Annotated in this window: 16 protein-coding genes and 3 pseudogenes; 2 read left to right on the top strand and 17 right to left on the bottom strand. The window is 36.0% G+C overall.

Features of this window, described 5'->3' with window-relative positions; all coding sequences use genetic code 11:
• Window positions 1-219: 219 nt before the first annotated feature.
• Window positions 220-1270 (bottom strand): annotated as a pseudogene (locus tag JFU54_RS01745) (IS4 family transposase); the annotation flags it as partial.
• Window positions 1271-1485: 215 nt separating this feature from the next.
• Between JFU54_RS01745 and JFU54_RS01740 the strand changes: the two are divergent.
• A pseudogene (locus JFU54_RS01740) lies at window positions 1486-1952 on the top strand (VOC family protein).
• Window positions 1953-2106: 154 nt separating this feature from the next.
• Here JFU54_RS01740 and JFU54_RS01735 read toward each other — a convergent pair.
• The 3 genes from JFU54_RS01735 to JFU54_RS01725 form a co-directional block, all read right to left on the bottom strand.
• A complete protein-coding gene (locus JFU54_RS01735) occupies window positions 2107-2613 on the bottom strand; it encodes an IS3 family transposase (RefSeq protein WP_097891547.1) in 507 nt (168 codons plus the stop codon).
• Between the two features lie 8 nt (window positions 2614-2621).
• Window positions 2622-2918, bottom strand: a complete 297-nt coding sequence (locus JFU54_RS01730; protein WP_016101983.1) for a transposase — start codon at window positions 2916-2918, stop codon at window positions 2622-2624.
• A gap of 177 nt (window positions 2919-3095) precedes the next feature.
• Complete coding sequence (locus JFU54_RS01725; RefSeq protein WP_201063567.1) at window positions 3096-5228, bottom strand: peptidoglycan D,D-transpeptidase FtsI family protein; 2133 nt, start codon at window positions 5226-5228, stop codon at window positions 3096-3098.
• A 408-nt stretch (window positions 5229-5636) separates the two neighbouring features.
• On the opposite strand from JFU54_RS01725, the gene JFU54_RS01720 reads away from it, so the two are divergent.
• The gene (locus JFU54_RS01720; protein WP_201063566.1) at window positions 5637-7397 is read left to right on the top strand and encodes a peptidoglycan D,D-transpeptidase FtsI family protein; all 1761 of its coding nucleotides are present in this window, start codon (window positions 5637-5639) and stop codon (window positions 7395-7397) included.
• A gap of 11 nt (window positions 7398-7408) precedes the next feature.
• On the opposite strand, the gene JFU54_RS01715 is transcribed toward JFU54_RS01720, so the two are convergent.
• The 13 genes and pseudogenes from JFU54_RS01715 to JFU54_RS01660 all read right to left on the bottom strand — a co-directional run bounded on the left by JFU54_RS01715 (window position 7409) and on the right by JFU54_RS01660 (window position 24647).
• Window positions 7409-8236: an SH3 domain-containing protein gene (locus JFU54_RS01715; RefSeq protein WP_078205617.1), complete on the bottom strand. Its 828-nt coding sequence runs from the start codon at window positions 8234-8236 to the stop codon at window positions 7409-7411.
• Window positions 8226-8759, bottom strand: coding sequence for an RNA polymerase sigma factor (locus JFU54_RS01710; protein WP_078205618.1), 534 nt, complete (start codon window positions 8757-8759; stop codon window positions 8226-8228). The genes JFU54_RS01715 and JFU54_RS01710 overlap by 11 nt, the downstream gene beginning before the upstream one ends.
• A gap of 168 nt (window positions 8760-8927) precedes the next feature.
• Window positions 8928-9614, bottom strand: a complete 687-nt coding sequence (locus JFU54_RS01705) for an IS6 family transposase (RefSeq protein ID WP_201063565.1) — start codon at window positions 9612-9614, stop codon at window positions 8928-8930.
• 103 nt (window positions 9615-9717) lie between these two features.
• A complete protein-coding gene (locus JFU54_RS01700) occupies window positions 9718-10401 on the bottom strand; it encodes a CPBP family intramembrane glutamic endopeptidase (protein ID WP_201063564.1) in 684 nt (227 codons plus the stop codon).
• A 757-nt stretch (window positions 10402-11158) separates the two neighbouring features.
• The gene (gene ltrA, locus JFU54_RS01695) at window positions 11159-12958 is read right to left on the bottom strand and encodes a group II intron reverse transcriptase/maturase (RefSeq protein ID WP_201063563.1); all 1800 of its coding nucleotides are present in this window, start codon (window positions 12956-12958) and stop codon (window positions 11159-11161) included.
• Between the two features lie 229 nt (window positions 12959-13187).
• Window positions 13188-13337 carry a hypothetical protein gene (locus JFU54_RS29380; protein ID WP_215561127.1) on the bottom strand — a complete coding sequence of 50 codons (150 nt, stop codon included), beginning with the start codon at window positions 13335-13337 and terminating at the stop codon, window positions 13188-13190.
• 334 nt (window positions 13338-13671) lie between these two features.
• A pseudogene (locus tag JFU54_RS01690) lies at window positions 13672-14390 on the bottom strand (hypothetical protein).
• A 448-nt stretch (window positions 14391-14838) separates the two neighbouring features.
• Window positions 14839-15138: a DUF2325 domain-containing protein gene (locus JFU54_RS01685; RefSeq protein ID WP_002169762.1), complete on the bottom strand. Its 300-nt coding sequence runs from the start codon at window positions 15136-15138 to the stop codon at window positions 14839-14841.
• On the bottom strand, window positions 15135-15518 hold the full coding sequence (locus JFU54_RS01680) for a hypothetical protein (RefSeq protein WP_201063561.1): 384 nt from the start codon (window positions 15516-15518) through the stop codon (window positions 15135-15137). Before JFU54_RS01680 ends, JFU54_RS01685 begins: the two co-directional genes overlap by 4 nt.
• A 165-nt stretch (window positions 15519-15683) precedes the next feature.
• Window positions 15684-16259 carry a hypothetical protein gene (locus JFU54_RS01675; protein WP_002166785.1) on the bottom strand — a complete coding sequence of 192 codons (576 nt, stop codon included), beginning with the start codon at window positions 16257-16259 and terminating at the stop codon, window positions 15684-15686.
• 16 nt (window positions 16260-16275) lie between these two features.
• On the bottom strand, window positions 16276-18486 hold the full coding sequence (locus JFU54_RS01670) for a lysozyme family protein (protein WP_201063559.1): 2211 nt from the start codon (window positions 18484-18486) through the stop codon (window positions 16276-16278).
• Window positions 18483-22517 carry a TrbL/VirB6 family protein gene (locus JFU54_RS01665; RefSeq protein ID WP_201063557.1) on the bottom strand — a complete coding sequence of 1345 codons (4035 nt, stop codon included), beginning with the start codon at window positions 22515-22517 and terminating at the stop codon, window positions 18483-18485. Before JFU54_RS01665 ends, JFU54_RS01670 begins: the two co-directional genes overlap by 4 nt.
• 30 nt (window positions 22518-22547) lie before the next feature.
• Window positions 22548-24647, bottom strand: a complete 2100-nt coding sequence (locus tag JFU54_RS01660) for a VirB4 family type IV secretion system protein (protein WP_201063555.1) — start codon at window positions 24645-24647, stop codon at window positions 22548-22550.
• Window positions 24648-24649 lie beyond the last annotated feature (2 nt).

Here is a 24649-nt window from a genome sequence, read left to right as displayed (position 1 = left end):
ACGTTATCGACCGTCTCAGCCACCGGAATTGCGTGTAACGAGGCTACGTCTACGTTCACTGTACGTTACAACCTGGAGATTTGCCCACATGCCTTTTGCATGTGATGTCAGAGGGCTTCGCCGTGTCGCTTTCACTTCATGGCGCCTCTCAGGCTACGGGAGTGGAGTCTATTCTCCCGATTGGACTTTCACCAACTAGATAATGTGTCCTTATCTGGACACGCCGATCTGCCAGCGGAGGGAGTAAAAATCATGGATTTGTTCCATCAGAACCATCTCCCAAGGCGTATTCGTAACATATATGTTGATACCCGTTAATCGTTTACTCTTTTCTGAAAATGTAATCCCCTTTTTACTTTCGGTATAGCTTTGTTTTTTTCTACGTTCCAGTATTTGTTCCTCTGTTAATCGGTAGATAATTACTCTTGCAAATAATCTTTGGTTCTTGCCAATATACGCCTCTTTTATTTCATACGTTTGTCCTGGTTTTAACGTGTGCATAATGTTCTCTAAATCAACTTGGATATACTGTGACTGTTTTTTTGATTGTCCCATTTCGAAAGTATTCCGGAAACGGATTTTTCGTATAGACAGTATGGTTTAATTTAAGTCTTGATATATAGCACACGCCACGTTGGTCCATTTGATCTAAGTCTTCCAATGAAAAATACCCCAAATCTCGAATACATAAATCTCCTGGGCGTAAGGTATCTAAACAATCTGTTCCAAATGTTTTATCATTATTTTTTCCAGGCCCTACCTGGAAGTTTAAAAACTGTCCGCTGTGTAAGTCATATTCTAATTGAATCTTGATACCTGCTGTTTGTGCACAACCACCTGATCCAGGATATACATGAGCTAAATGTTTCGGTACTTGGAAAATCGTCGCATCTAAAATACGAATTCGTTGAAAATACGTGAGTGCTGCACTTGAAATGGCTGATGTTTTACAAAGTTTACTTTTCCATAATGCAGAAAAAATATATTTCAAAAATTCAACCGCTTTTTTATTAAAGCGTTTATTGAGTCCTTCTGGACTCATAAGAGTGCCTGTGGCTGCGTGTAATTGACTGCATAGTCGAACGAGAGAATCACTCGCTGTACGTTGACTTACCCAGATACATATGGTAGCTAATTCATTTCCTGAAAACTTTCGTTTTCTTTTTACAAAACCTAATTCTTTTGCGAGTTCTTCCAAAAGAGAAGGGGTTAAATGACGATACAGCTCTTCAGAAAATAGTTGTAATTCATCTTGAATCGAAAAATTCATAAAAAGTGTCACCCTTTCTGCCTAGCTTTTTAGAAAGAATAACGCTTTTTTATACTTGGATGTAGTGAATATTTTTGAGCTGATAAGCATGTATGGTGCCCCCTATTACATTACCTCTAAAGATGTATAGAATTTTAATACTATTAGTGGATTTAATATTGTTTTTACATTGATATATTTAATATTCAAGAACAGAAAATAAGGGGGAAAACCATATGATTAAAGGGTTGTATGAAGCACACTTACCAGTTAGTAATTTTAAAAATTCAATTGAATTTTATCGAAAATTAGGATTGAAACTTGCTTGGCGTGATGAAGACACTGCTTTCTTTTGGATTGAAAAAGGTAAGAGTTGGTTGGGATTATGGGAAGGAAATGAGTATGAAACTCGATACCACCCTTCTTTACGACATATTGCTTTTCGAGTTTCATACGAAGATTTAAAAGAATCTTTAAAGTGGCTAGATTTTATTCAAGTTGAGGCTGTCCCATTTGGTAATAGAGAATTATTGAGCCATTTATCCGCCCACACCAAGGTAATGCTTCAGTATACTTCAAAGACCCAGATGGTAACAGTTTAGAATTAATATGTCATATTGAAGTTCCTAATGAGTTAAAACATATTACAGATAAGTTGTCCTTTGTAGATTTGAAGAAACTAGTTAATAATACATTTAAATGAGAGATGCGAGATAAGCTTATTTTACTAAATGGGATCACCACACATCACTATCAAGCAAATATTTTAGAGTATCCCCAAAACGAAAATTGTATCTCTACATAGTTGTTCATGAAAATTCAGTTCGTTTTTTTCATTTAGGGGAACAATTAATCTCTTAAGTTGATGGGCATGTGTCGTGAGGCCTAATAGCGGATAAGTACAAGCGCTGTCCATTGAAAATCAAATAGGTAATATCGGTTACCCATTTCTCATTCGGTTTTGAAGCTTGAAACTCCCTATTTAGATGGTTCTCTGAAATCACATAAGCTTCTTTTTTTCCGTAATAAGGTCGTTTTTTCCTAATTACGGCTTTGATACCTAGTTCACTCATCAATCTTTGGATGCGCTTATGATTCAAATAAAGGTTATATGTGGCTTTCAGCCACACTTGTATTCTTCTATATCCATAAATTCCTCTTAATTTTTTATGACACGCCAATATCTTTTTCTTAATTTCGATATCCTCTGATTGTTTTTTTGAAGGCGTCGTATGCCGTTTTATCCATTTGTAGTACCCACTTCTGGTTACACCAGCAATATCGCATAGAATGGTCACTGTATAACCTGTTTTTGTCATTTCATGGATGACTTCGAATTTTTTCGTTTTGGATACGACTTTCATACCTCCTTTTACATCCCTAAGAGCTTTTTTAACATTTCATTTTCCGCTTCTAATCGTCTGATCTTAGCTTCTGGATCTTCGGGTCTAACCCTTGGTCTACCTAAACCTGGTCCTTTCGCTTTACCGCGTTTTTCTTCTAGTCCTTTGATTCCTTCAGCTTCAAAGTGTTTCACCCAACGACTTACAACCGAGTGATGAATACCTAATTTTTTCGCAATGTTTTTATAACTCATGCCTTCTTTTAAGTATAAATCTATAGCTTTTTTCTTAAATTCTACATCGTAAGTGACTCTAATTTTTCCCATAAAAAAATCCCCTCCATAGTAAACAGGTTAATGTGCTTTCATTTTCCTGTCTACTATAAGGGGATTATATCACTATGATAGCTGCTATCTCTTATTTCAAATCTTACTTTTTTTTTCGCTTATAAAGACTTTTATATAAACAGGGTCTCTTCCCCTGAGAAAAGTGCACCAATTTTCCTAATTTTGATTCGAACTATCTGTACTAGTAGCTTCACCATGTATACGTTGCTGTTTTAAATCAAAGTATACATCTAAAACTTCCTTTCCAATTATAGAATTAATTCCATTATGATCATCATGAAGCCACGGGACTACTACAGAAAATGCTACTTCTGGATTATCATATGGAGCATATCCAACTAATGTTAAGTTGTAACATTCCATACGTTCTCCTTTTGCATTTCTACCAATTGGATCATCTCCACCATATACAGTTTGAGCTGTCCCTGTCTTTCCTGCTGGTTTATATGGCGCATTTTTGAAATACTTCACGCCAGTTCCATCACCTTCTTGAAATACCCATCTAAACCCTTCTTTTATTCGATCAATATGTTCTGTCTTCATATCAATTCGATTTAATACGACAGGCTCTATGGAGCGTATAACTTTGCCAACCTCTTCTTTTATTGATTGCTCTCGTATTTCTTGTACAATCTTCGGTTGCATTCTATAACCGCCATTAGCAATCGTTGAAATATATTGCGCCAATTGCAGTGGTGTATACGTATCATACTGACCGATAGAAAAATCTAATAAAAACCCTGGTTGACTATCTATTTTTCTCGTTTGTCCAATTATTTCATTCGGTAAATCAATACCTGTTGGGACACCTAAACCAAATTGCTTGAAATAATAGCGCATCGTATCAAATGCTTCTTGTTTAATATCCAACGTACCATTTGGTACGTAATTAACCCCTGCGATTTGTAAAGCTGTCTGGAACATGTATACATTCGAAGATACTTGTAAAGCTCGTAAATCATTTACATTACCAAATCCGGATACATTCCACGATTTCTTAGCTTGTGTACCTTTAAATTTCATCGGTGCATCATAAAATTGATCTCCTGGCTGTATTGCCCCTGTCTCATATCCAGTTAATAACGTTGCGCCTTTTACAGCTGACCCTAGCTCATACGAAGTTGTCATGTTACCTAATGCTAAATCCTCAATCTCTATTTTCCCTTCTTTTTCTACAATCTTTTTGCCTGCCATAGATAAAATCTGCCCATTATTTGGATTCGTCATGACGACAAAAGCTCGGTCCAACAGTGGCTCTGAACTCTTAAAAGCTCTCAAATTTTTCTCAATACTTTCTTCCACTTTCTTTTGTAATTCCATATCAATCGTTAATATTAAACTATTACCACTTTTTCCTTTAGAGATTATTTCTGTGTTTATAATGTTTCCTGATTTATCAGTAATGTTTTTCACTTCTTCTTTTGTGCCGTGTAATACATCTTCATATCGTTGTTCAATATAACTTTTTCCTACACGATCATTACGGTTATATCCACGTACCAAATAAGAATCTAAGTTTTCTTTCGGTAGTCCTTCTTCACTACTTGTAATATTACCTATCACGGAACGAAATAAATTACCATTTACATAATTACGTTCCCAATCAACTGTTGTATCTACTCCTGGAAACTCCGCAAGGTTTTCACTTATCCGCGCATATTCTTGATCTGTCACATCTTTTTTTATAATTTGTGGTGTCAGTTGATAACCTGAACTCATTTTACTTTTAATAGCTAACACCTTTAAATCTTGTGCTGTTAATTCTGCCAATTCTACTTCTGTAACGCGACTTCGTCTTAAGTCTTGAATTTTTTTGTCTAGTTCTTTTCCCTCTATTCCCTTTTCTTTAAACTTTCCTATATCTTTTTTAGTAATCTTTGATTCCGCACGTTTCGTATTCAATTGCATCCAGAAATCTTTTTTATCGATATCGGTTAACTTATTTATATCTTGTTCGGGCATTTCAAGTACTTTCGCCAATTCTTTTGCTGTTTTTAAAATATCTTCACTCTTTATCCCCTTCACCCTTGTATACGTAATTGTGCGAAGAGATTTATTATTAACGACCGTTTTCCCTTCTCGATCTAGAATTTGTCCACGTGGAACTGGTATACTAGTTGTTTCATTTTGACTGTTTTCCACTTGGTTCTTATAAGCCTCTCCCTCAACGATTTGTACTTTTCCTAGCTGCATAATAATAGCTGAGAATAGTACAAATATGCAAAGGAACATTATATTTAATCGAATAGATATATATGTCTTCTGTTTCTTTACTTTTTGTTCTTTCATAAATCCTCCATATAATTCTTCAGGAAATCCTCACTAATACTTAGTAAATAAATATACTAAAAGCGTTCCCTATATATTAGAAACCACTATTCAGTTATAATAGTGTCTTATCTTTTTTGTTAAATCCTTGTAAGCATCCATTCTTTTTGGTTTAGCCGCGTAATTGATAAATCTCCCTTCCTGTTTTTTCTCTATTTTTTTGTCGCCTGCATTAGAAATGCTAAACTGTATAATGACTCATATTAAACTTACACATAGACTTGCTATTAACATGTACTTTTTTCATACTGATTGTTCCTTTCTTCATGCTGTAATACTTAATAGACAACCTAAGTAATAAAGCTGTTCCACATTTACAAAAAAAATAATTAACTATAAGATGAAATAGGCTACATAAGGGAGGGTTATATGTTACATATAAAAAGATGGAGATTACTTGCGGTTCTTTCTATTGTAGGTTTGATTTTACTACTTTTAGTAAAAATCAACTTCATTTCAATTACTATCGCAACTTCTTCAGCTGAAAGAGGAAAAATTTTTGATCAAAATGGTGTCATACTAGCTACAAATAAGCAAGTTAAGTCTCTATATTGCACTTCTAATGATGAAAAGCTATCGAATCAAGATACATCAAACACATTAGCTTTTTTCAATCAATTTTCAAACGAGTTTCAACATGATATTTCTGCAGAGGACGTAAAATCACAATTACAACAATCTTGTAAAAAGCAAACTATGAATGATATACCGTTATACTCTGAAATAAATGAGAGTGAACTTACATTCATAAACAAAAACAAACCCAATAATGTAATAATTAAAAATGAATGGATTCGATATTATCCTAAACACGAAATTGGTTCACAGCTAATTGGGTATGTAGAAAATGATCTTAATTCTAAGTATGGACCTGTTGGGAAAAGTGGGATTGAGCTTCAATATGAAAATGATTTAAAAGGAAAACCCGGAAAAACTCTGATTTTTAAAATGAATAATAAAAAGTTCTTATGGAACATTCAAAAAGCACAAAAAGGAAAAGATATCCAGCTAGCTTTAGACTCGAAATTGCAGCAAAAAACAGAGGAAGCACTAAGATCTCAAATTAAGAAAGTACCTGATGCTAATGCTGGTTATGCAGTAGTAACCGATGTAAAAACTGGCGCAATATTAACTATGGCCAATTCGGCAGTTTTTGATCCAAATATATTACATACACATGTATCATCTAAAAAAGAAAACATTAAATCCCTTTCGCAAAATAAAGCAATTCAAAAATTAAAATATGGTGAATCTTATGTAAATATAGCCTCTATTATAAAGCCACTTACTATTTTAATTGGATTAAACGAAAAGCTTTTTCAGCCTGAAGATACTTATTTAGATAAGGGTACTTTTCAGTATGATAATCAAAATAACATTGCTAATGAACCTGGAACGCCAACAGGTGAGATTACACCAAGGCAGGCTATCATTAATTCATCTAACACATTTATGACAGCAAAAGTAGCTCTGCCCTTATTCAACCAAAATAATGGGAATATAGAAAAAGTGGCTAATATATGGACAGATTATTTAATGCAATTCGGCCTACGTTCTAAAACCGGGATTGATTTACCCTTTGAAGAAGACGGACAATATGAATTCCATCCATCTAATAAGTTTGAAAATGGAATCTCCGCTTTATTAAATGCCTCTTGGGGAGGAAATGAAGTGCATACCCCTCTTCAACTCGCTCAATATGCAGCAACTTTGGCAAGTAAAGGTGATAAATATAAACCTCAAATCGTAAGTGCTATTATGAGTCAGGACGGTAAGGAAACAAAAAAGTTTAAACCAATTTTAGAAAGTTCAAATCGTTATCCTATAGAATTTTGGAGTGTCGTGCACGGTGGAATGAGTCAAAATATAGAGGAGATTAAAAATTTCCCCTTTCATGTCGCAGGTAAAACGGGTAGTACAGGTTCTCCGAATGAGCAAGAAAGAATGATAAATCATTCTCTTTTCATTGCATATGCTCCTACCGAAGATCCACAAATCGCCATTTCTGTCGTTATTCCTGGTAGTAATTCAGAAAAAAACATCGCTGCTCTCGTTACATCAGAAATTTTAGAGTCCTGGCATACACTTCAAAAAGAAAATAATAACAAAGAGGAAGGTTCATTAAAGTGAACCTTCCTCTTTTACCATATAGAATCTATATTTATTATTTTCCATTCACCATTATCATTCTTTTCGAACATAAATGAATACTTAATATCAGTTAAAACATACTCTTTTTGTACATATCCAGTATAACCGTTAATTGTCGATATTTTTATATATCCATCCTTTTGCACTTTTTCTGGAATCCAAGCTTTTACCATTTCATTAGATACTTCATATAAAACTTTTGATTCTCGTTTTGGTTCAGCTAAAATTTTTGTTTTATTTCCAGTAACCGTTGCATATATAAAATGCGCTTGCTTTGGTTGGTTACTTTCTGTCAATCCACTTGGTACTTTGTATACTTTTTTTGTATCATTTGCAAATTCTCCCCCCATTGTAAGAGCGACTTGCAACTCATGAAAAATATCTTCATCAAACTTCAATTCATCCTTCTTATACATACTCCCTTTAAATAGAACTTCATCATTTAACGCTCTATACAAGTCATTTTCATTTTTTGAAATTGTACTTCGAGATAAATCATTCATAAATTGTTTTAATGATGGATCTTGAGCAGACTCATCTTTTATTTTCGGCTTAATTTGTGTACTACTTTGTACCGGTGATGTATTATCATCAAGCCAAGGTTGTTGAACAATAAAAAATAACATTGTACAAACCAAAACTACTACAATAGGCAATGCTTTTTTACGAAATGGTCTCTTGTATGGTACAGAGTCTACTTCACTATTTTGGTATATCGATTGCTTTATTTTATAAATAAATGCTTCTTCATCTTTACGACGCTCCATTGGTCCATTTTTTAATTTGCTATACCAGTCAGGATTTTTTTTACTGTTCATCACTTCTACCCTCCCCTATTAATTTTGAAACTTTACTTCTTGCTCTGCTTAACCTAGATTTGACTGTTCCAATGGATACACCTAATGTTTCAGCCATTTCTTCATAAGATAATTCATATTTCGCGTCCAATATTAGTATTTCACGGTGTTTTTTAGGTAGTTTTAATACAACATCCCACACTTCATTCAGTTCCTCTTGCTTAAAAAACTCTTGTTCTGCCGAGGAAGACTGCTTGTCGTCACTAAAAAATCCCACTAAAGATATCCTTTTAAAATAAGAGGATTTCAAATAGTTTATTGCCGTATTTCTTGTGATTTTTAATATCCACGTTTTAATAGATGACTCCTTTCGAAACGAATGCCAATGTTTAAAAACCTTTATAAAGACATCTTGTGTGATATCATCTGATAAGTGTGGATCTTTCGTAATAATAAATGAATAATTCCATACATCTTGCCAATAGTCTTTTATAACATAGTCAAGCTCATCATGATTACATTCTTTAATAAACTTCTGTTCCATTTCCACACCTCAAACTTATTTAAATAAATATAAAACTGCCCTCACTTTTAATATGGTTGCAATATATAGACATGATACAAGTTTCATTTGTTCCATTGTTTATCTTTTTTTAGGTTCTGTTGCAAAGTTTCTTCACAGATAAAAAATTGGCATGATTGCAGGTGGATTTTATGCAATCGTTAGTAATTGATGTAATTCATTGTATGTCGAAAAAACGAAGTTTGGCTGCAAACTTCGTTTTCGTTTATATAGAGCATGAATGGTTTCAATTCCTTTCAAGTTACGTGAAGCATGACGAAGACTTTGAAATCCTGCGGATTTAGAAAAACGTCGTTTGACATGCCTATGGTCTTGTTCGATGAGATTGTTCAAATTCTTGACGGTACAATGAGTTGTACATTTATAAAGACCTTGTTCTTTTAATTTATTAAACGCGCAAAGTAGCGTTGGGGCTTTGTCTGTTGTAAGAACCGTCGGTTCTCCGAAAATTTTGACTAATCGTTTCATAAACATATAGGCATCCTGATGATTTCTTGTTTTACGGAGTTGGATATCCAAGGTGTATCCGTCTCGATCAATCGCACGATACAGATAACGCAACTCCCCCTTGACTTTGATATAAGTTTCATCTAAATGCCATGATAATTGAGCAGTTTTATTTTTCTTTTTCCAGATTTGATAAATAAGATTGCCATATTCATGAAACCAACGCATGATAGTTGTTGGATGAACTGATATTCCACGCTCTTTCAAGACTTCAGATACATCACGATAGCTTAAAGAAAAACGACAGTCGTAGCCGATGGCTACCAAAATAATATCTTTCTTGAACTGTTTTCCTTTAAAATATCTCATGCATCATGCTCCTCGAATCATTTTTTCCATTTTAATTTCGTTTAGAAAACTTTGCAACAGAACCAAGATTTTTAAGTTGATGGGCATGTGGCGGGACCCCTATTTAGATTATTTGCAACATCAGTACAATGAAGTTCATCACTGCATGAACAATATAAGAAACTAATAATTGATTTGAACGTTTATATACGAAGGCTAATACAACCCCAATACAGAAATACCCAAAGATAAATGGAAAATCAAAATGCATAATTGCAAAGAACAATGCACTGATTATGATACTCCCTGTTTCTTTAAACTTCTTCATTAAAATATTCATGGTTGCATATCGAAATACCAGTTCCTCTACTAATGGGGCAAGAATTACAATGGATACAATCGCAATTGGTGATATCACTGCAGCTGCGACTGTACTAGATGTATTTTCTGATTGCGTAGATAACTGGAATAAACTTTTATCTAAAAAGCTACCAATCATCTGTGCAAGAAAAACGAATATGATTCCAGCAAGAATCCACCCCCATGTGGTTTTCGATAATTTGATTGATAGCCTAGGTTCTTTAATCCATTCTTTCTTATATACAAGAAATATGATTCCTAGTGTAAGCAGAAACCCTATTAACTCCCAATGTACAAGGATCTCTTGAATCGCTTGTTGCTGATTCCCCTGAATATCATACCAACCTGTCTTAGCCAGTAATTGTACTCCTATAATTCCTACAAATTGAGTCATAACAAAATAAATAAGAATGACATAACCTGATTTGTATATATTACTATTATTCATATTCTTGGATTCATCCTTTACCTTTTTCTCTAAAATAGCGTTTTGTTTAAAAATTATCACCTTTGTTTGGTGATATTTATATATATAATGCATATACTTTTACTAACCAGTTACCTCTGTAATATATACTTAGTGCCATTCCTTTTTATCAAGACAGCAAACCCCTCCGTTTGTTGTCTTTTCATTCAAATAACGATTTTGTTAAAAATTTTTCACCTTTTAACTGGACAAGCATATGTTATTGTATGGAGACTCTCCACTCATAGAAAACTACCTTTCTTGTCGAAGAGCATACTTAAATGTGTGCTCTTTTTCGCTTGTTATGAAATAAAGATTTCGTTCATTTTTTGATACATTTATGAAACATTCATGTGTTATCTTCAGTAAGTCCTTTTAAAAACAGAAAGATTTATTATGTAAAAGACCCTAGTCCCCTCTAGGTTTTTTTACGTTCAAATAAGGATTTTGTTTAATTACTTCTAGATTCCACTTGACCATTTTCTTCAGTGACAGACTCAATAAATCCAATTAAGGCATACCATATTAAAAATTCACTCATGAAAATCTGATTACAATTTTTTTGATTACTTCTGTTTCATGAGACATTCACCTACTTTTCTAAGAGTGCATTTATATATGCACTCTTTTTATTTATTACTGTGCGTGATAGGTAAGGCTTTGATATCATCTCTACCTTTTCCCCCACCTAACACCGTACGTGTCAGTTTCCCGACATACGGCGTCCCATCTTATTCTTCTATACTAAAGTAACTAGATTACAAGCTTTACGGAGCTTATTTATTTTCTTCAATTGTTTATCGTTCAATTGAAGTATTCTCATATACGTTCTAATCGTCTCTTCATTTATAGCGTGAATCAGTCTGTGGACAAATTCACGTACAATAATTAGGTTATTGAACTCGTCAGTTCCTCCCATACCTTTCGGTACTTTGTGATGACAGTGTGCTTCATCAGCTAGCAAAAAGATTCCCGTGACAGCACATTTTCCATTTTGCATGGAATATTTCGACATTCTGTTATCTATATACTCCATACTTTTCCCTTTGGTGGAGGATAGCAACATTTTTTGCATTTCATTGGCAATGTTACCTTTTAAGCTTTTGATGAGTTTTTGTCTTCCTTTTTTAGTGTAATTACATATATCTTGACTGAAACTTTGAGGGAATCGTGTTTGTATGTCCGCTAATGGATATACATGATTACCTGCTATTTCAAAGGTTCTATAATTGTTCCTGTGAGTTCTTTTGTATAATGCGTTTGTATTAGTAGGAATCTTATATTTTCCTATTGATTTTAGACGATTAAACAAGGTTTTCGAGAGACGAAAGGCTATTTCAGTAAAGTCTATAGATACATGTGTTGCTATTTTGTAATAGTTTTTTATACCAAGCACATAGGAATTATAGTCCTGTATTGTTTTTCCAGATGGACTTTTTTGAATTGCTTTAATTCTTGTTTTTGCTTTTTCAAGAATATCCTTTTTCTTTTTCTCGCTTACATGTGTATTTGCCACATATCTTTTGCGTTTTTTAACAAATTTAATAGAGAACCCTAGAAAATCCGAAGATTTTCTTTTTAGGTTAGTTATAGTTGATTTTTCCTTAGATACATCAAGGTTTAAGTGATTTTTGAGGTAACCTTCCACTGCATAAAATATTTTAGTTGCAGATTTGTGATTGTTTGTAAATATTTTGAAATCATCCGCATACCTAACTATATACATTCTCTTTAATTTTGTTTTTGATAGATGATAATTTTTGTTTGGTAGTGTATATGTTTTCCTTGTTTTGATATTATCCCACTGACTAGTTATCCACCAATCTAAGTCATTCAATACAACATTACTTAGTAATGGGCTTAGAATCCCTCCTTGCGGAGTTCCTTTTGTAGGAATGCCTATTCCTTTGATTGGTGCTTTTAACATTTTAGAAATGATTGTCAGTACTTTTCTATCAGTTATACCTATGTTATATAGTTGTTTTAGTAGTTTGGAATGGTTTACATTATCAAAAAAACCTTGTATATCAATGTCAACTACATGACTATATCCCCCGCGGTTCATCAAGAATTGACACCTAGCCATCGCATGATGCGTTGACCTATTGGGTCTAAATCCATATGAATGCTTGTAGAATTTTGCTTCGCATATTGGCTCTAGAACCTGCTTGAACATTTGTTGAATCAATCTATCTCTCATTGTAGGTATTCCTAATGGACGTTTCTTTCCATTTGGTTTAGGTATTTCTACCCTACGTACCGTATTTGGCTTGTAGTCTACAAGATTCTTTCTTATGTTATCAACGAAAAAATCTACATCTTCCATTTTATAATGGTCGATTGTGATACCATCTGTTCCTTCAGTTTTAGAGCCAGTGTTAGCCTTTATGTTTCTATATGCCAATAGAATATTTTCCTTTGATATGAGATGTTTATATAAATTTATACCTTTAGTAGCGTTGTTTTTGCTCCGTTGATATAAATCATCAAACACTTTTTGCATGTCATAATATTCTGCATGTCGTAATGTTGTACTCACCGATGTGTTAATTCCCCTTTCTTACGAAAAGTCCCATCATCTTACTCGATCCTGTGAGTTACATCTAGTTAATTTAGTTTTCAAAGAACAAGACTAGGGACTATCCCTCCACATTCGTTACATGTTTCGTTGGTACTGTGTCCCCACCTTCACAAGAATGAAGCAATTTCGGTTCGTTAGAACCTTATATGCATCTGTCCGCTAGTAGGCGTTGATGACAGTTTCTTGCTTACCACGTTCCGATTGACTTAGCTATACATATATCCTTAGGTGCTTGCTGTAAGCCTGTTATCTTTACATCCTCATCGTTGGATGTTCCGAATTTCATATTATCTACTCTTACTTTTCGGTAAATAACGTCGTCATTAACGACATACACATTTCTAATGTATTAATAGTTTAGACCCGTACATTCGCAAGTTCGTCAGTCCGTTTGGACATTCTCACCATAGATAGTTTGTAGCATCCCGACCTATCCATTACCATATGATTTCTCACTTAGGTTTTGTTCAGCCGACTTCACCTAGCTTCATACAATTTGTGACTACTATCACTCCTTGCATGTAGGAGTATTAGATAAGTAGTTTCAGCTCAACCTGACGGCTTTCATTCCTACTTTCAGTCAATCAGTTGTTGTTATCAAAAATTGATAACCCTCCTATTTCGTGTTCGCACACTTATAAGGAAACGTGTCGCGCAAATAACTATTTTGTTTAAATTTCATGTAGTTCGCCGATATAAGCTGTAACATATTGAATATGAGATTCTTGATTACTCTTTCCGAAACATGTCTCTATTCGGTCTATGCTAATACTTGGGAATCTTTCTTCCAATAGGCTTATCAATAACTTTTTATTAGTATCGTTATCCACCAATTGCAACTCGTTATCTTCTTTCATAAGGATGAATCCCTGATCACATAATTGTTGGATTTTATCTACTTCATCTTTTTATCTGATATTGGTTTTTTGCTAAATATTCTGCTAAGTCGAGTTAAACTAAAAGCGAACTTTACATCCAATCCACCATATTCAGTAAAAGTCATTTCAGAAATATAATTAAACCCAATTTCTCTCCACCAGCCTTTAATTTTATTAGTTAGTGAATTAAGCTGTTCACTCAAGCCATCAATAGGCTTCATGTCAGCCATCTTTTGTTCTAGTTCTCTAATACGTAAATTTGCATTCCTAAGATCAGCACTACGTCTTTCTCGTTCCTTAGCCAAATCTAATTCGTAGTTTGTTTCTTTAGCTATAACTGAAATATGACCTTCTGATAAAGAAATAAGTGTCCCCTTCATTTCTTCAGTTAACTTATCTTTTGATAACCATTCATGCATTTGTTGTGCTGCAAAACATAAATCTTTTAATCTCTTTAAAGTGACCGCCTTTTGATCTTCATTCAAAATAACTAATGGTTTTTGATTTTCCACTTCTCATTCCCCTTTTTGAATAATCTTTTTTACATTACACATACTATCTACAAGTCAGCTCCACTCTTTCAAAACGGAGCTTTCCCCCTCCGGACTGTTCAGGCACATGGCAGGTGATTTGGTCAATTACCTGCCATTTCCGATTAAAATAACGCATTTATATGAAAATCGTACACAGTTTTGACACATCAGCCACCGCAATTACTTGAAAATTCGTGATAATATTAATTCGTCGAATCCGCCAAATTTCGACATTGTACGACAACAATATCTCTCCTAAAAAGTCCCTGTCCCCGCAGGGGTTTTCTCTTTTATTCATTACTTTTTGTTATACTGAATCCCCATCCTGAATGAAATTCAAATTATATATTATTAAAATCTACCAAAATATAATCTGTATATAAAAATTTTATGATTTATAAACCGAAATATTCTTTTCCTACTAATCTCACGCTGCCTGCAGGTGTTTTAAACCTATTTCTAACGCACCCGTTCCACCAAACCCTTGATTAAATAGAAGCGGGACATCATACTTCTTTGCGTATTCCTTTGCTACATCAATAGATACATGTCCACATGCACCTTTCTGCACAACAATGACATCACATTTTTTAATGACACTACGAAAAGTCTTCTTTACGCCACCATGATTCTTTCCGTCATGAAAAATCACCTGACAATCTCTTTTTTTCGCTAGTTTTTCTAACGTCCTACCATTTGACCCACCTAATACTAGAATTGTATTCATTCCCACTCACTCTCCTTATTTTTCTGTTTTGTATATGTACTTGGTGATGTTAGCAGTACAAGGTTACAAACTACAATATTCATTAACACTACGGCTACTACTATTAATACGGCAAAGACCGGCAACAACAGCATAAAAATAAAAGCACTTACAACCAAGCATACAAAGATGAACCCATTACTCATATCTTCATAACCGTCTAACCCTTGCACTATATTTAAACTATGCATCCACACCGTGATAGCATCCCAATTTTCTACTAATAGATATCCTCCACCCAAAAACAAAGCCCATCCGAATAATGTCCCTAAAAATCCTGATCCCCTTCCAGAAGAATATCCCGCAAAAAAGTTTGCTGCTGTTCCAAATAACATTCTCATTTTTTCTTTCCTCCATATCTATTTCAAATCAGTTATATATATAGATTTCATTTAGCTATGGTTTTATTATATCAGAAAATTATGAATATTCAATAAATATTTTAGGGTACTCTTTATTTTTTTAGAAAGGGTTGTGTTTTTTCTTCCACAACCCTCATTTTCCACTTAATCCACTGGTACTTCTTCTTGCCCGTGCGGAATTTGTTCAATTGGTGTTACAATTTGTGCATATTGATTGACTTGCACTTTAAATTGACGTGGTTCAAGGAAATTCACTTGTTGAATTTGAACTTCAATGTGGTACGTATCTACTTTTTTTCCGCGTTCTATTTTTGTAATACGAGCATTATAGAATTTATCTCCATGCAGGAAATATCGTTGTACAGCTTCTGTAGCAAGCATGCGCTCATTACTTGTCATTTTCATTGGCTCAATACCAAATCCAGCCTTTGTAAACAAATATGGTACATCATAACTACTGGAAGATATTTTTCGTAGTAAGTCTTCTACTGTTTTTGTTTTCGCGATATATTCCTCTTCTTTTGTATCAAATCCCTTTGGCTTATCTCCAAGCATCTCTATTTCATCTTGATTTACTTGTTCTTCCTCTTGTACTTGTGATTTCATCATGTAACGATGAATGGTATTATAGGTAGCTACACCTAGCACTAAAACTATGACCCCCAATACCACCAAGTACTTACGAGGCATATTGGACAAAATATTGATTACTTTCTTCATCTTCTCTCATCCTTTATCAGTCTATAACATTACGAATTTGAGTCATATGTTGTCCTCTTGCCGTATAGTTTAGACCTGTAATTTGTACACCCTTATCATCACCAATATGAATCATTTTCTGGTTCCCCATATAAATTGCAACGTGTCCTGGGTTTTCATAGAAGATGAGGTCTCCTGGTTGTGCATGATTGATGTCTGGTACTTGTTTACCTTGTCCAACTTGAGCACCTGTCCAATCTCCAAGTTGCACACCTATACTTGTTCTAAAGACATACTGCGTAAATCCTGAGCAATCTGAAGTGCCGCCTGGTGGATTACGATCCCCTAATACATATCTAACTTTTCCTTGCCCAAGCCATTTTTTCGCTTCTGCTAGTACCTTTTGTCTTTTGTCATTCGTCATAACAGGAGAACCGCCTGATGATAATCCCGGATCATCATTTTTCTTAAAGAATTTCATTGGATCTGTTGGTTGGTCGTTAATACGAATCTGGAAGTCTAAATGGACAGCGTATCCATTCATATTAAGTAAACCAGTATCTTTATTATAGTTAGAACCGCCCATCTCCCCAATGATTTGTCCTTTTGTTACCATGGTTCCTGGTGCAACTGATATTTTACTCAAGTGTAAGTAGCGAGATACAATGCCATTTCCATGGTCTACATAAACACCTAAACCACCACCATTTACATTTCCTGTTTGGTTCGTTACAATACCAACTTCCATCGACCACACAGGGTCTCCAGCTCTTCCGGCGGTCATGGCCCCAATATCTACAGCGTTATGTTGTTTTCCACCACGAACCGCATCAAACGTATCTGTAATACGCCCTGATTTCGTTGGCCATTTCCAACCTTTATCAGACACCCATTCTCCATCTCCAGACGCTACACAACCTAAATCTTTGTAAAATTTCAAAACTTTGGTAACGTACGTATAATCCCCATAACACGCTCCAACTTTGGTTCGGAAGTTATTAGGGTCAGAACAACCACCCGGATTTAAATGTGCCTTACTTCTTGAGAATTCAATGGCTGTTTCCTCTGAATAACCACCTTTTGCTAATGCATAGCTAATAAAACCACTCCCAAAATTATATGACTGTAAGGCGAGAGCGACGTCACCATTCGCTTGTCCTAGCACATCTTTAAATTCCTGTACTCCTGCTTCAATAGAAATATTCGGATCTGTAATACACCCCATTCGAGCATTTCCTTTTACACCTATACAAGATGGACTCAAGTCTCCATAATGTCCCTCTGATGCTTGCATCGGGTCATTTCCTGCTCCAGCTGATTCCTGCATCATTTGAGCTGCCAGAATACCAACATATTGAGCCACACCATGTTTTTCTGCCATCTCTTTAATTTTGGGAAGATAACCTGTTACTTTTTCATTGATATTAACAGGCTCTCCACCAGGACTAACAGAACCTACGCACATCCCCCCGATAAATCCACCAGTTGGGGCTAGATGTCCATACATTCCCTCTAACATCCCTGCAGCTAATATCTCACGCGCACGATCTTTTTGACTCTCACTAAATTTTGCAAGTTCCATCGCTTTCTCTAGCCCATGAGAAGAGGTTGTCACCTTTTTACTACCACTAGCATTAATCTCATCTATTTTTTTCTTAAAATCTGTATCTCCTAAAATCTTTTTTACATCTGGTCCGGAGTAACTCTCAGATTTTGTTTTTTGCATCTCCTTTTTCTTTTTTTCACAAGGACCGTTTGGTCCTGCCTCACATACCTCTTTTTCCGTATATTCTTCATATTGGATATCCAAAAAATATGAAATCGCATCATGTGGATCTTTACCGGTGAGATCATTATCATACCGTGCCATGTCAAAAGCAACACTCTCTTTCCAATCCACATTTAGAGCCATTGAAACTTCCATATACTTTTTTACTTGTTCTTCTGTTTTACTTTCATCTTTTGTAAACGGTACAAATGATGCTAAAATGACACACACCACAATAATCAGCGACATAATGATAGCTGCAGGTAATCCAACCGCGGCTAATATTGATCCTACAATTTTAAGTGTTGCCTTTTTTAGCAGTTTGGCAGCAGCTTTCGCTGCCGCCCTTCCTGCTTTTCCTGCCAATTTTGCCATTTTCCCGCCAGCTTGCATCCCTTTTTTCTTGATAAAGTGAGACGCTACATCTTTTAAGGGATTGCTTTTTTTCTGTTCATTTGGATCGTTTGGGTTCTGACTCATAGACTTGTCACACCATACTTTCCATGCTCATCATTTCGTCTTTTTCGCTGTGCTAAACGCGGGTTTGGTGCAAATGGAATCAGATTTTGCGGGTCATGTTCTGATAAATTCAGTTGTGTCTCTGCACGTACTACTTCGTCCTGTGTATGTGTAACCAAAATTTCTTCTTTTGGTTTAATACTGCTATCTTTTACTTCACAGATTCTTTCAATTCTTTGGTTTGTTTGTAAACGTGTATCTCCTTTTCCGAATGGTGAGATACGTGAAACTGTACCTTCTGTTGTGGTAGCCACCATATAACTACGGTCTCTTTCTACGACCATTTGTACATTCTTATATCCACCTTGATCTAAGTCAGACATATAGAAGTGGCCATTGTCTACCTTATGACTCACAGTAAGTGGTGGTTCACTTATCACTGGTTTCTGTTGTATTGGTCTTGGATTTTGATTTCCTACCAATTGATTTGGATTAGTATTAATCGAGCGATTTATACTAATTTTCCCACCACTTGAATCTTGTATATATGCTGGAGAAGCTTTCATACCATTTCGGTACTGTGTCAACTGCCCGTCTGCAATATTTAAATCTTGATATACCATTTGTCCGGAACGAATGCTGCTATCTCCACTACCATAACGAGATACAACTTGTGTCATTCCACTGGAATCTTTTGCTTCAATCCATGACTTGTTATTCGTCGTAACTAAACGTACAGCCCCTTTGGCAACAGATTGCGTTCCTGTATGGTCTGTTGTCGTTGGTACCATTCTCTGAATCTCCTGAATCTCTTTTGCTTCAGTTTGAACTGCTTTATTGTACGGGTTATATTTACTTACCGTACGTGCAGCTGCTTGGTAAGCACCTGCGCCACCAATCACACCAGCAGCATAGCTTAATCCTTTTGTGACATTGTAATGGCGTTCTGCCGCGTTACCTCCTAATGAAGTATGAACAGCGGCTGCACTTCCACTTATCGCTTTTTGTACTGCATTCCCTCCTGCCTGCTGAACAGCACTTGACGCATTAAAGTATGCTTTTGAAACATTCTCTAGTGCATTTGTAGGCATAAAATGTTTGACACCTTCCATCACACTCATGCCAATCTTCGTACTTTGCTGTGTCATACGTCCCACAGCTGAAGTTGGGATAGACATTTTGCCAGCACTTTGTGCAATAATTGCTACACCTGCAGACGCATCTGCATACGAACGTTGAATTTCAGAAACGGAAAGATTTCCTGCACTCGCCATACTTGCTTGTGTTTGTGTAGCTGCATACACAGCTTTATTAATTGCACCACCTGCAGCAACACCGTGTGATCTAACTCCTTGAATAGAAGTTGTAATCCCAGAGCTTACTTGTTGGCTCACTGTCCCAAGGGTTGCATGACTCTGTAAGCCTTTCGTTAATTGCGAAGCAAAAGCATCCTTATTGATATACGACTGGGCATGTAGACTCTTACCACTCGTATCTTTTGCTTGTACTGGCATCGCTCCAGTTTGTACTGCTGCTTGCTGAGCTACTGCTTTAAATTCATTTCCTTTTTGATTTAAATGTGTCTGCCAAGCCTGCTCTTTTTGCGGTTGAGACATGGTTGGGGACAAGTTTTTCATAAAGGTTGCTTGTTGTTCTGCCGCATATCCCTGTTTAAAGGATTCCGTAGAAGCTTGGACCAGGTTCCCAACATTACTTACTTGTTTGGCATTCTGACTTCCATATCCACTTGTCAAACCATGTGTTTTCACGCCATTGACTGCCTTTTGAATGCCTGCAGTACTGGATACACCCATTGCATTTAAGTTTGGATTATTTTGTAACTGTTGTGATAAATGAGAAGCGAAAGCTTTCTTATTCGCATAGCTTGTACCGTCTTTTTGCTGAACAATACCTGCTTGCTCTGCAGCTCTTTGTGCATGATTTTCGAACCCTTGTACTTTGTGACCTACATGCTTGTTCCATGCCGCTTCTTTTTCTTGTTGTGGTAAATCCGCAGGCAATTGCTTCATAAATCCAGCCTTATGATCTGCAGTATATGCTTTCTTAAACGCAGCGGTTGAAGCTCCTACAAGAGCACCAACCTGCCCCATGTTTTGATGGCCACTCTCTAACGTTTCTCCTTTTACATCCTCCACTGCTTTTCCGACTTTTCCTAATGCAAGTTGAGAAGCAAAAGCATCTTTATTCACATAGGACTTATCAAACAAGTTATTTCCTTGCTTATCTTTTGCATCAACTGGCATTGCTCCAGCTTTTGTTGCCGCCTGTTCTGCATGATTTCTAAATCCTTGTACTTTTGAGTCTAAATGGTCACTCCATTTTTGCTCTTTCTCTTCAGCTGGCATACCTTCTGGCAGTTGACTCATAAACGTATCTTTATGGTCTGCCTCATATCCTTTTTGGAATGCATTTGTTGCTGCATTTACTAAATCTTTAGCGTTTCCATATGGTGTAGCGTTTTTCTTCATATTCTGAAAATCTTGTTTACGCTGATTTTTAAAGTGAGACATTTGATCACTATTGGTTTTCGCTACTTTCTTAGCAATCTCTGCATCGGAAGCACCAGGAAATGCTTGTTTTAATCGACTCGTAACTGCTGAATCAGGATTATCCGCTTTCCAAGATTCAAAATCTTTTGTAGCTAAATCCTGTGCAATATCTTCATCGGTTAATTCTGGATAGGATTCTCCATTTAAATTTGAATACGTGTCCGCACCCTTCTTCACACTTGAACCAATATGTTTCCCTAACGCTACAGCTCCTTCGCCTACTGCACCAGCAGTTCTTCCTGCAACCGCACCAGTAATTTCACCCGCTTTACTACCGACCATTGTCCCTATTGCCATTCCTTCTGGTCCAAGCCCTGCTCCTGCGGCCATACCCGCAAGTCCCGTTGCCGCTTTACCAATTGAACTTCCAATTTGCCCTGCTTTTAACATACGAGCTGCACGAGATGTTGTACCAATATCTGTTCCTAAATTCGCTCCCAATGCATTTTTGGGATTGTCAGCATCTTCTTTTGTCTCTTCTTTATTCCCTTTATCATTAGGTTTCGCTTTCGAATTACGGTAGTCATCACGAACACCTTTAACCAGCCCAGCCACACTTGCTAAGGCCCCCATACCCATCATCGTACCCGCTTTATGAATACCACCTGATGCATTGGTACTAAGACCAATAAAACTTTTCACAATCTCACCTATTGGGATAAACATAGCAAGTAACATTAATTTGAGTAACGGACTATTTGCTGCTCCAATTAAAGAAATAATGAGCCATAAAGTAATTGCATGAATCGCTTGTATGAACACTGCCCCCATAAATTCACGTATCCAATATAATGTCTGTTGTTTCTTTTGTGGGAATAGCCACATACCTACCATTAAAGGACCCATTAACATTAAGACATATAGTGACACCGCACGCATTAAATAGTAAAAGTTTGCCCAGACGATGAGACCAGCTTCTATAAACAAACCAAATATAATAAACATATAGTCATTTTCATGACCTTTCAGACTCAGCTCAGTAATTGTAAGTCCAGCCCCACCAAATCCAGGCTGTAGAAATTTAGTACCCTTATCCGGGTCAAAATTCCCACCACTTACTCCATTGATAGCGTCTCTGAACTCTACTATTACCCACGAATTGATATCAAATATAAGAGTATAGAAGTAATCCAAATGCCAAAGACAAATCGAGATAATCATTAAATCTTTCGCATACTCTATTAATGCCGTTCGATTATTCGGATTAATAGCTGTCGCTGAATATTTTGCTGCCGTAATCACTACACTGATGAGGACACAAAAAGCAACAAACTTAAACATGACAGGCATACCTGTGTCTAATACTTTGGTTAGAGAATCTCCCGAAAATAAGAAATCTAAATTTGTCCCTTTTCCTTCTGTCCCATTTCCACCAAACACTAAGACTGGAAGAGGATCCAAAGTCGCATAAACCGGACCAAGAAAAGCCTTCACTAAAACAATAATTAGGCCTCCGACCCACTCTACTATTTTCTCAAGCATAATTTCACCTTCCTTTTCAAAGGTACGCTTTTACCCTGCGTACCCTTGTACTTTCTTCATGTTATTTAAAAGCTCTTGTAGTACTGCTTCATTCGATTCAATGAACATCATTTCTTTGTCTGATGGATCTGTTTGAATCCAAACCGAACTATCTCCTACACGGAAAATCCCTTCTCCTTTTCCTGGGTTGTTGAGAATAATATCAAGCTCCCCAGCAGTTAAGTTAAAGTTTTCTTGGATCTTTTTCTTATCGATCTTATTTTGTTCTAAGAAGAAATAAGAGAAAGTGGATTGCAAGATACCGCGTGCTTTTACATTTTCTAAAATACGAACAAAGTCCTGACTTGCCCAACACATACCTGCATTTCTCTTACGAGAGCGGCGTGCTACTTTTTCTAAGAAGTTAACTGTTTGTTCATAGTCGATAAACTGCCACATTTCATCCACATATAACACTTTTCGTTTGATAGCGTGTTCTGGGCTCTTAATCCAATGCTCCCAGATATAGTTCAGGATAACGTGGAAGGCGATTGGTTTTAAGAATCCTTCTTCTAAATGACTAATATTAAAGTTAACAACACGTGATTCATTTAACTGTGTTTCCACACCACGGCCAAAATGACTTTGCCCATCAAATAATGGTTTTGAACCATCACGTAAGAACGGACGAATCGCGGCAATTAACTCTTCTGCTTTCACATCGTCCCCATGATGTTCTACTATTACATCGTAGATTTCTTTTAACTCTGGCTCAGGCTTTCTCACTTGAGACTGAATTAATTGTCCATCCACTTTTTTCACTTCATCTGCATATAAAGATGAAGGGTGGGAAGTAATGCCATGTTTATCAAACACTTCACGAATCGCATCTTCCAGCATCGTACGTTGGAATACATTTAATCCTGGTTGATCAAAGTCTTGCCCACGAATAATAATGTCAAAGAATCCTAGTATTTCATTAATTTTCTCTAAAATTGGTACAAATCTTACATACTTCACGCCATCGCGTTCTATGAGTTCTTTCTTATCATATTGTTCAAGAGCTTCTAGTTCTTCATCTTTATCTGTAATCTGAAGTTCTGTTACCGCGATTGCACAAGGGTTGATAATGATATTACTTTCAGGTGAAATATTTAAATTAATACCACCTAGACGTTTTGTAATCTTCACGAATTCTCCCTCTGGGTCGATAATCATTGCATGTGTATCTGCAAGTGACGTTTCACGAGCTAACTTCATCTTTAAAAGTAAACTTTTCCCGGAACCTGAGATCCCCGTCACACCAATGTTATAATTTGGTGGGCGATAATCTGCATTCCCGAACGAATTTAAAAATTCTATTTGCCCAGTAATTTTGTTCTTTCCTATTGGTATACCACCATTAAATCGTCCAGAACCTGATACAAATGGTGCAAATGTACATAGCGCTCGTCTATCAATATTTCGATATGTATCTTGCAAAGTGTTTGGTGCACCTAGTGGCATAACCGCTTTCAAACCACTTTTCACGCGATTCCAAGTACTTGCTATCTTAAAGTGTGATGCTTGCATTTCATCCTCAAGATACTCACATAAAACGTCTAATTCTTTCTTTGATTCTGCATATGCAACAGCCATCGTGCTCACCATATAGGAGTCATTCTCATTAAATTGAATTTCATCCATTAAATTGTTTGTATCTTGAATTTTTGCATCTAAGTCTTTTTCTTGGTCAATGTTTCCTCTTGTGCGTTGGAAAGAAAGGTTCGAACGTAACATCGTTAGCTGCATATCTAACGATCGCATCGCTTTCGCTTTTGGCTCTTTATGAATATCAATCATGACATCGACTTCCCCAGCTGAAGTTAACATGTTCAACCAATTGGTTTGCATCATACGAGGGTATCCATCACGTGGAATATAAAACGGACGGAAGAAGGTATTACTTCCTAAAGACTGCTTAATCACCCCATAGTCTTCTGCATCAATTTTCATGCCTTCTGGGGCAATGACATCAAACACGGTTGTTTGATTATCTAATTGAGTGGGTACCTCTTCTTGCTCCTGCTCTTCCTCCTCCAGTTCCAATTCATCCTTCTTTTCTGCTTCTAATTTCTTTTTTTCTTTTTTCTTCTTTCCAAACAACTTCATAT

The organism is Bacillus sp. TH19 (assembly GCF_016651075.1).
In the GTDB taxonomy this organism is placed as follows: domain Bacteria; phylum Bacillota; class Bacilli; order Bacillales; family Bacillaceae_G; genus Bacillus_A; species Bacillus_A mycoides.
The sequence above is the reverse complement of the archived record's forward strand: the minus strand, read 5'-3'. Positions and strand labels throughout refer to the sequence as shown.

Excerpts from the sequence above, each read along its gene's own strand:
- JFU54_RS01735 (WP_097891547.1), bottom strand. The coding sequence starts at position 2,613 with ATGAAAGTCGTATCCAAAACGAAAAAATTCGAAGTCATCCATGAAATG.
- JFU54_RS01730 (WP_016101983.1), bottom strand. The coding sequence starts at position 2,918 with ATGGGAAAAATTAGAGTCACTTACGATGTAGAATTTAAGAAAAAAGCT.
- JFU54_RS01725 (WP_201063567.1), bottom strand. The coding sequence starts at position 5,228 with ATGAAAGAACAAAAAGTAAAGAAACAGAAGACATATATATCTATTCGA.
- JFU54_RS01720 (WP_201063566.1), top strand. The coding sequence starts at position 5,637 with ATGTTACATATAAAAAGATGGAGATTACTTGCGGTTCTTTCTATTGTA.
- JFU54_RS01715 (WP_078205617.1), bottom strand. The coding sequence starts at position 8,236 with ATGAACAGTAAAAAAAATCCTGACTGGTATAGCAAATTAAAAAATGGA.
- JFU54_RS01710 (WP_078205618.1), bottom strand. The coding sequence starts at position 8,759 with ATGGAACAGAAGTTTATTAAAGAATGTAATCATGATGAGCTTGACTAT.
- JFU54_RS01705 (WP_201063565.1), bottom strand. The coding sequence starts at position 9,614 with ATGAGATATTTTAAAGGAAAACAGTTCAAGAAAGATATTATTTTGGTA.
- JFU54_RS01700 (WP_201063564.1), bottom strand. The coding sequence starts at position 10,401 with ATGAATAATAGTAATATATACAAATCAGGTTATGTCATTCTTATTTAT.
- JFU54_RS01685 (WP_002169762.1), bottom strand. The coding sequence starts at position 15,138 with ATGAATACAATTCTAGTATTAGGTGGGTCAAATGGTAGGACGTTAGAA.
- JFU54_RS01680 (WP_201063561.1), bottom strand. The coding sequence starts at position 15,518 with ATGAGAATGTTATTTGGAACAGCAGCAAACTTTTTTGCGGGATATTCT.
- JFU54_RS01675 (WP_002166785.1), bottom strand. The coding sequence starts at position 16,259 with ATGAAGAAAGTAATCAATATTTTGTCCAATATGCCTCGTAAGTACTTG.
- JFU54_RS01670 (WP_201063559.1), bottom strand. The coding sequence starts at position 18,486 with ATGAGTCAGAACCCAAACGATCCAAATGAACAGAAAAAAAGCAATCCC.
- JFU54_RS01665 (WP_201063557.1), bottom strand. The coding sequence starts at position 22,517 with ATGCTTGAGAAAATAGTAGAGTGGGTCGGAGGCCTAATTATTGTTTTA.
- JFU54_RS01660 (WP_201063555.1), bottom strand. The coding sequence starts at position 24,647 with ATGAAGTTGTTTGGAAAGAAGAAAAAAGAAAAAAAGAAATTAGAAGCA.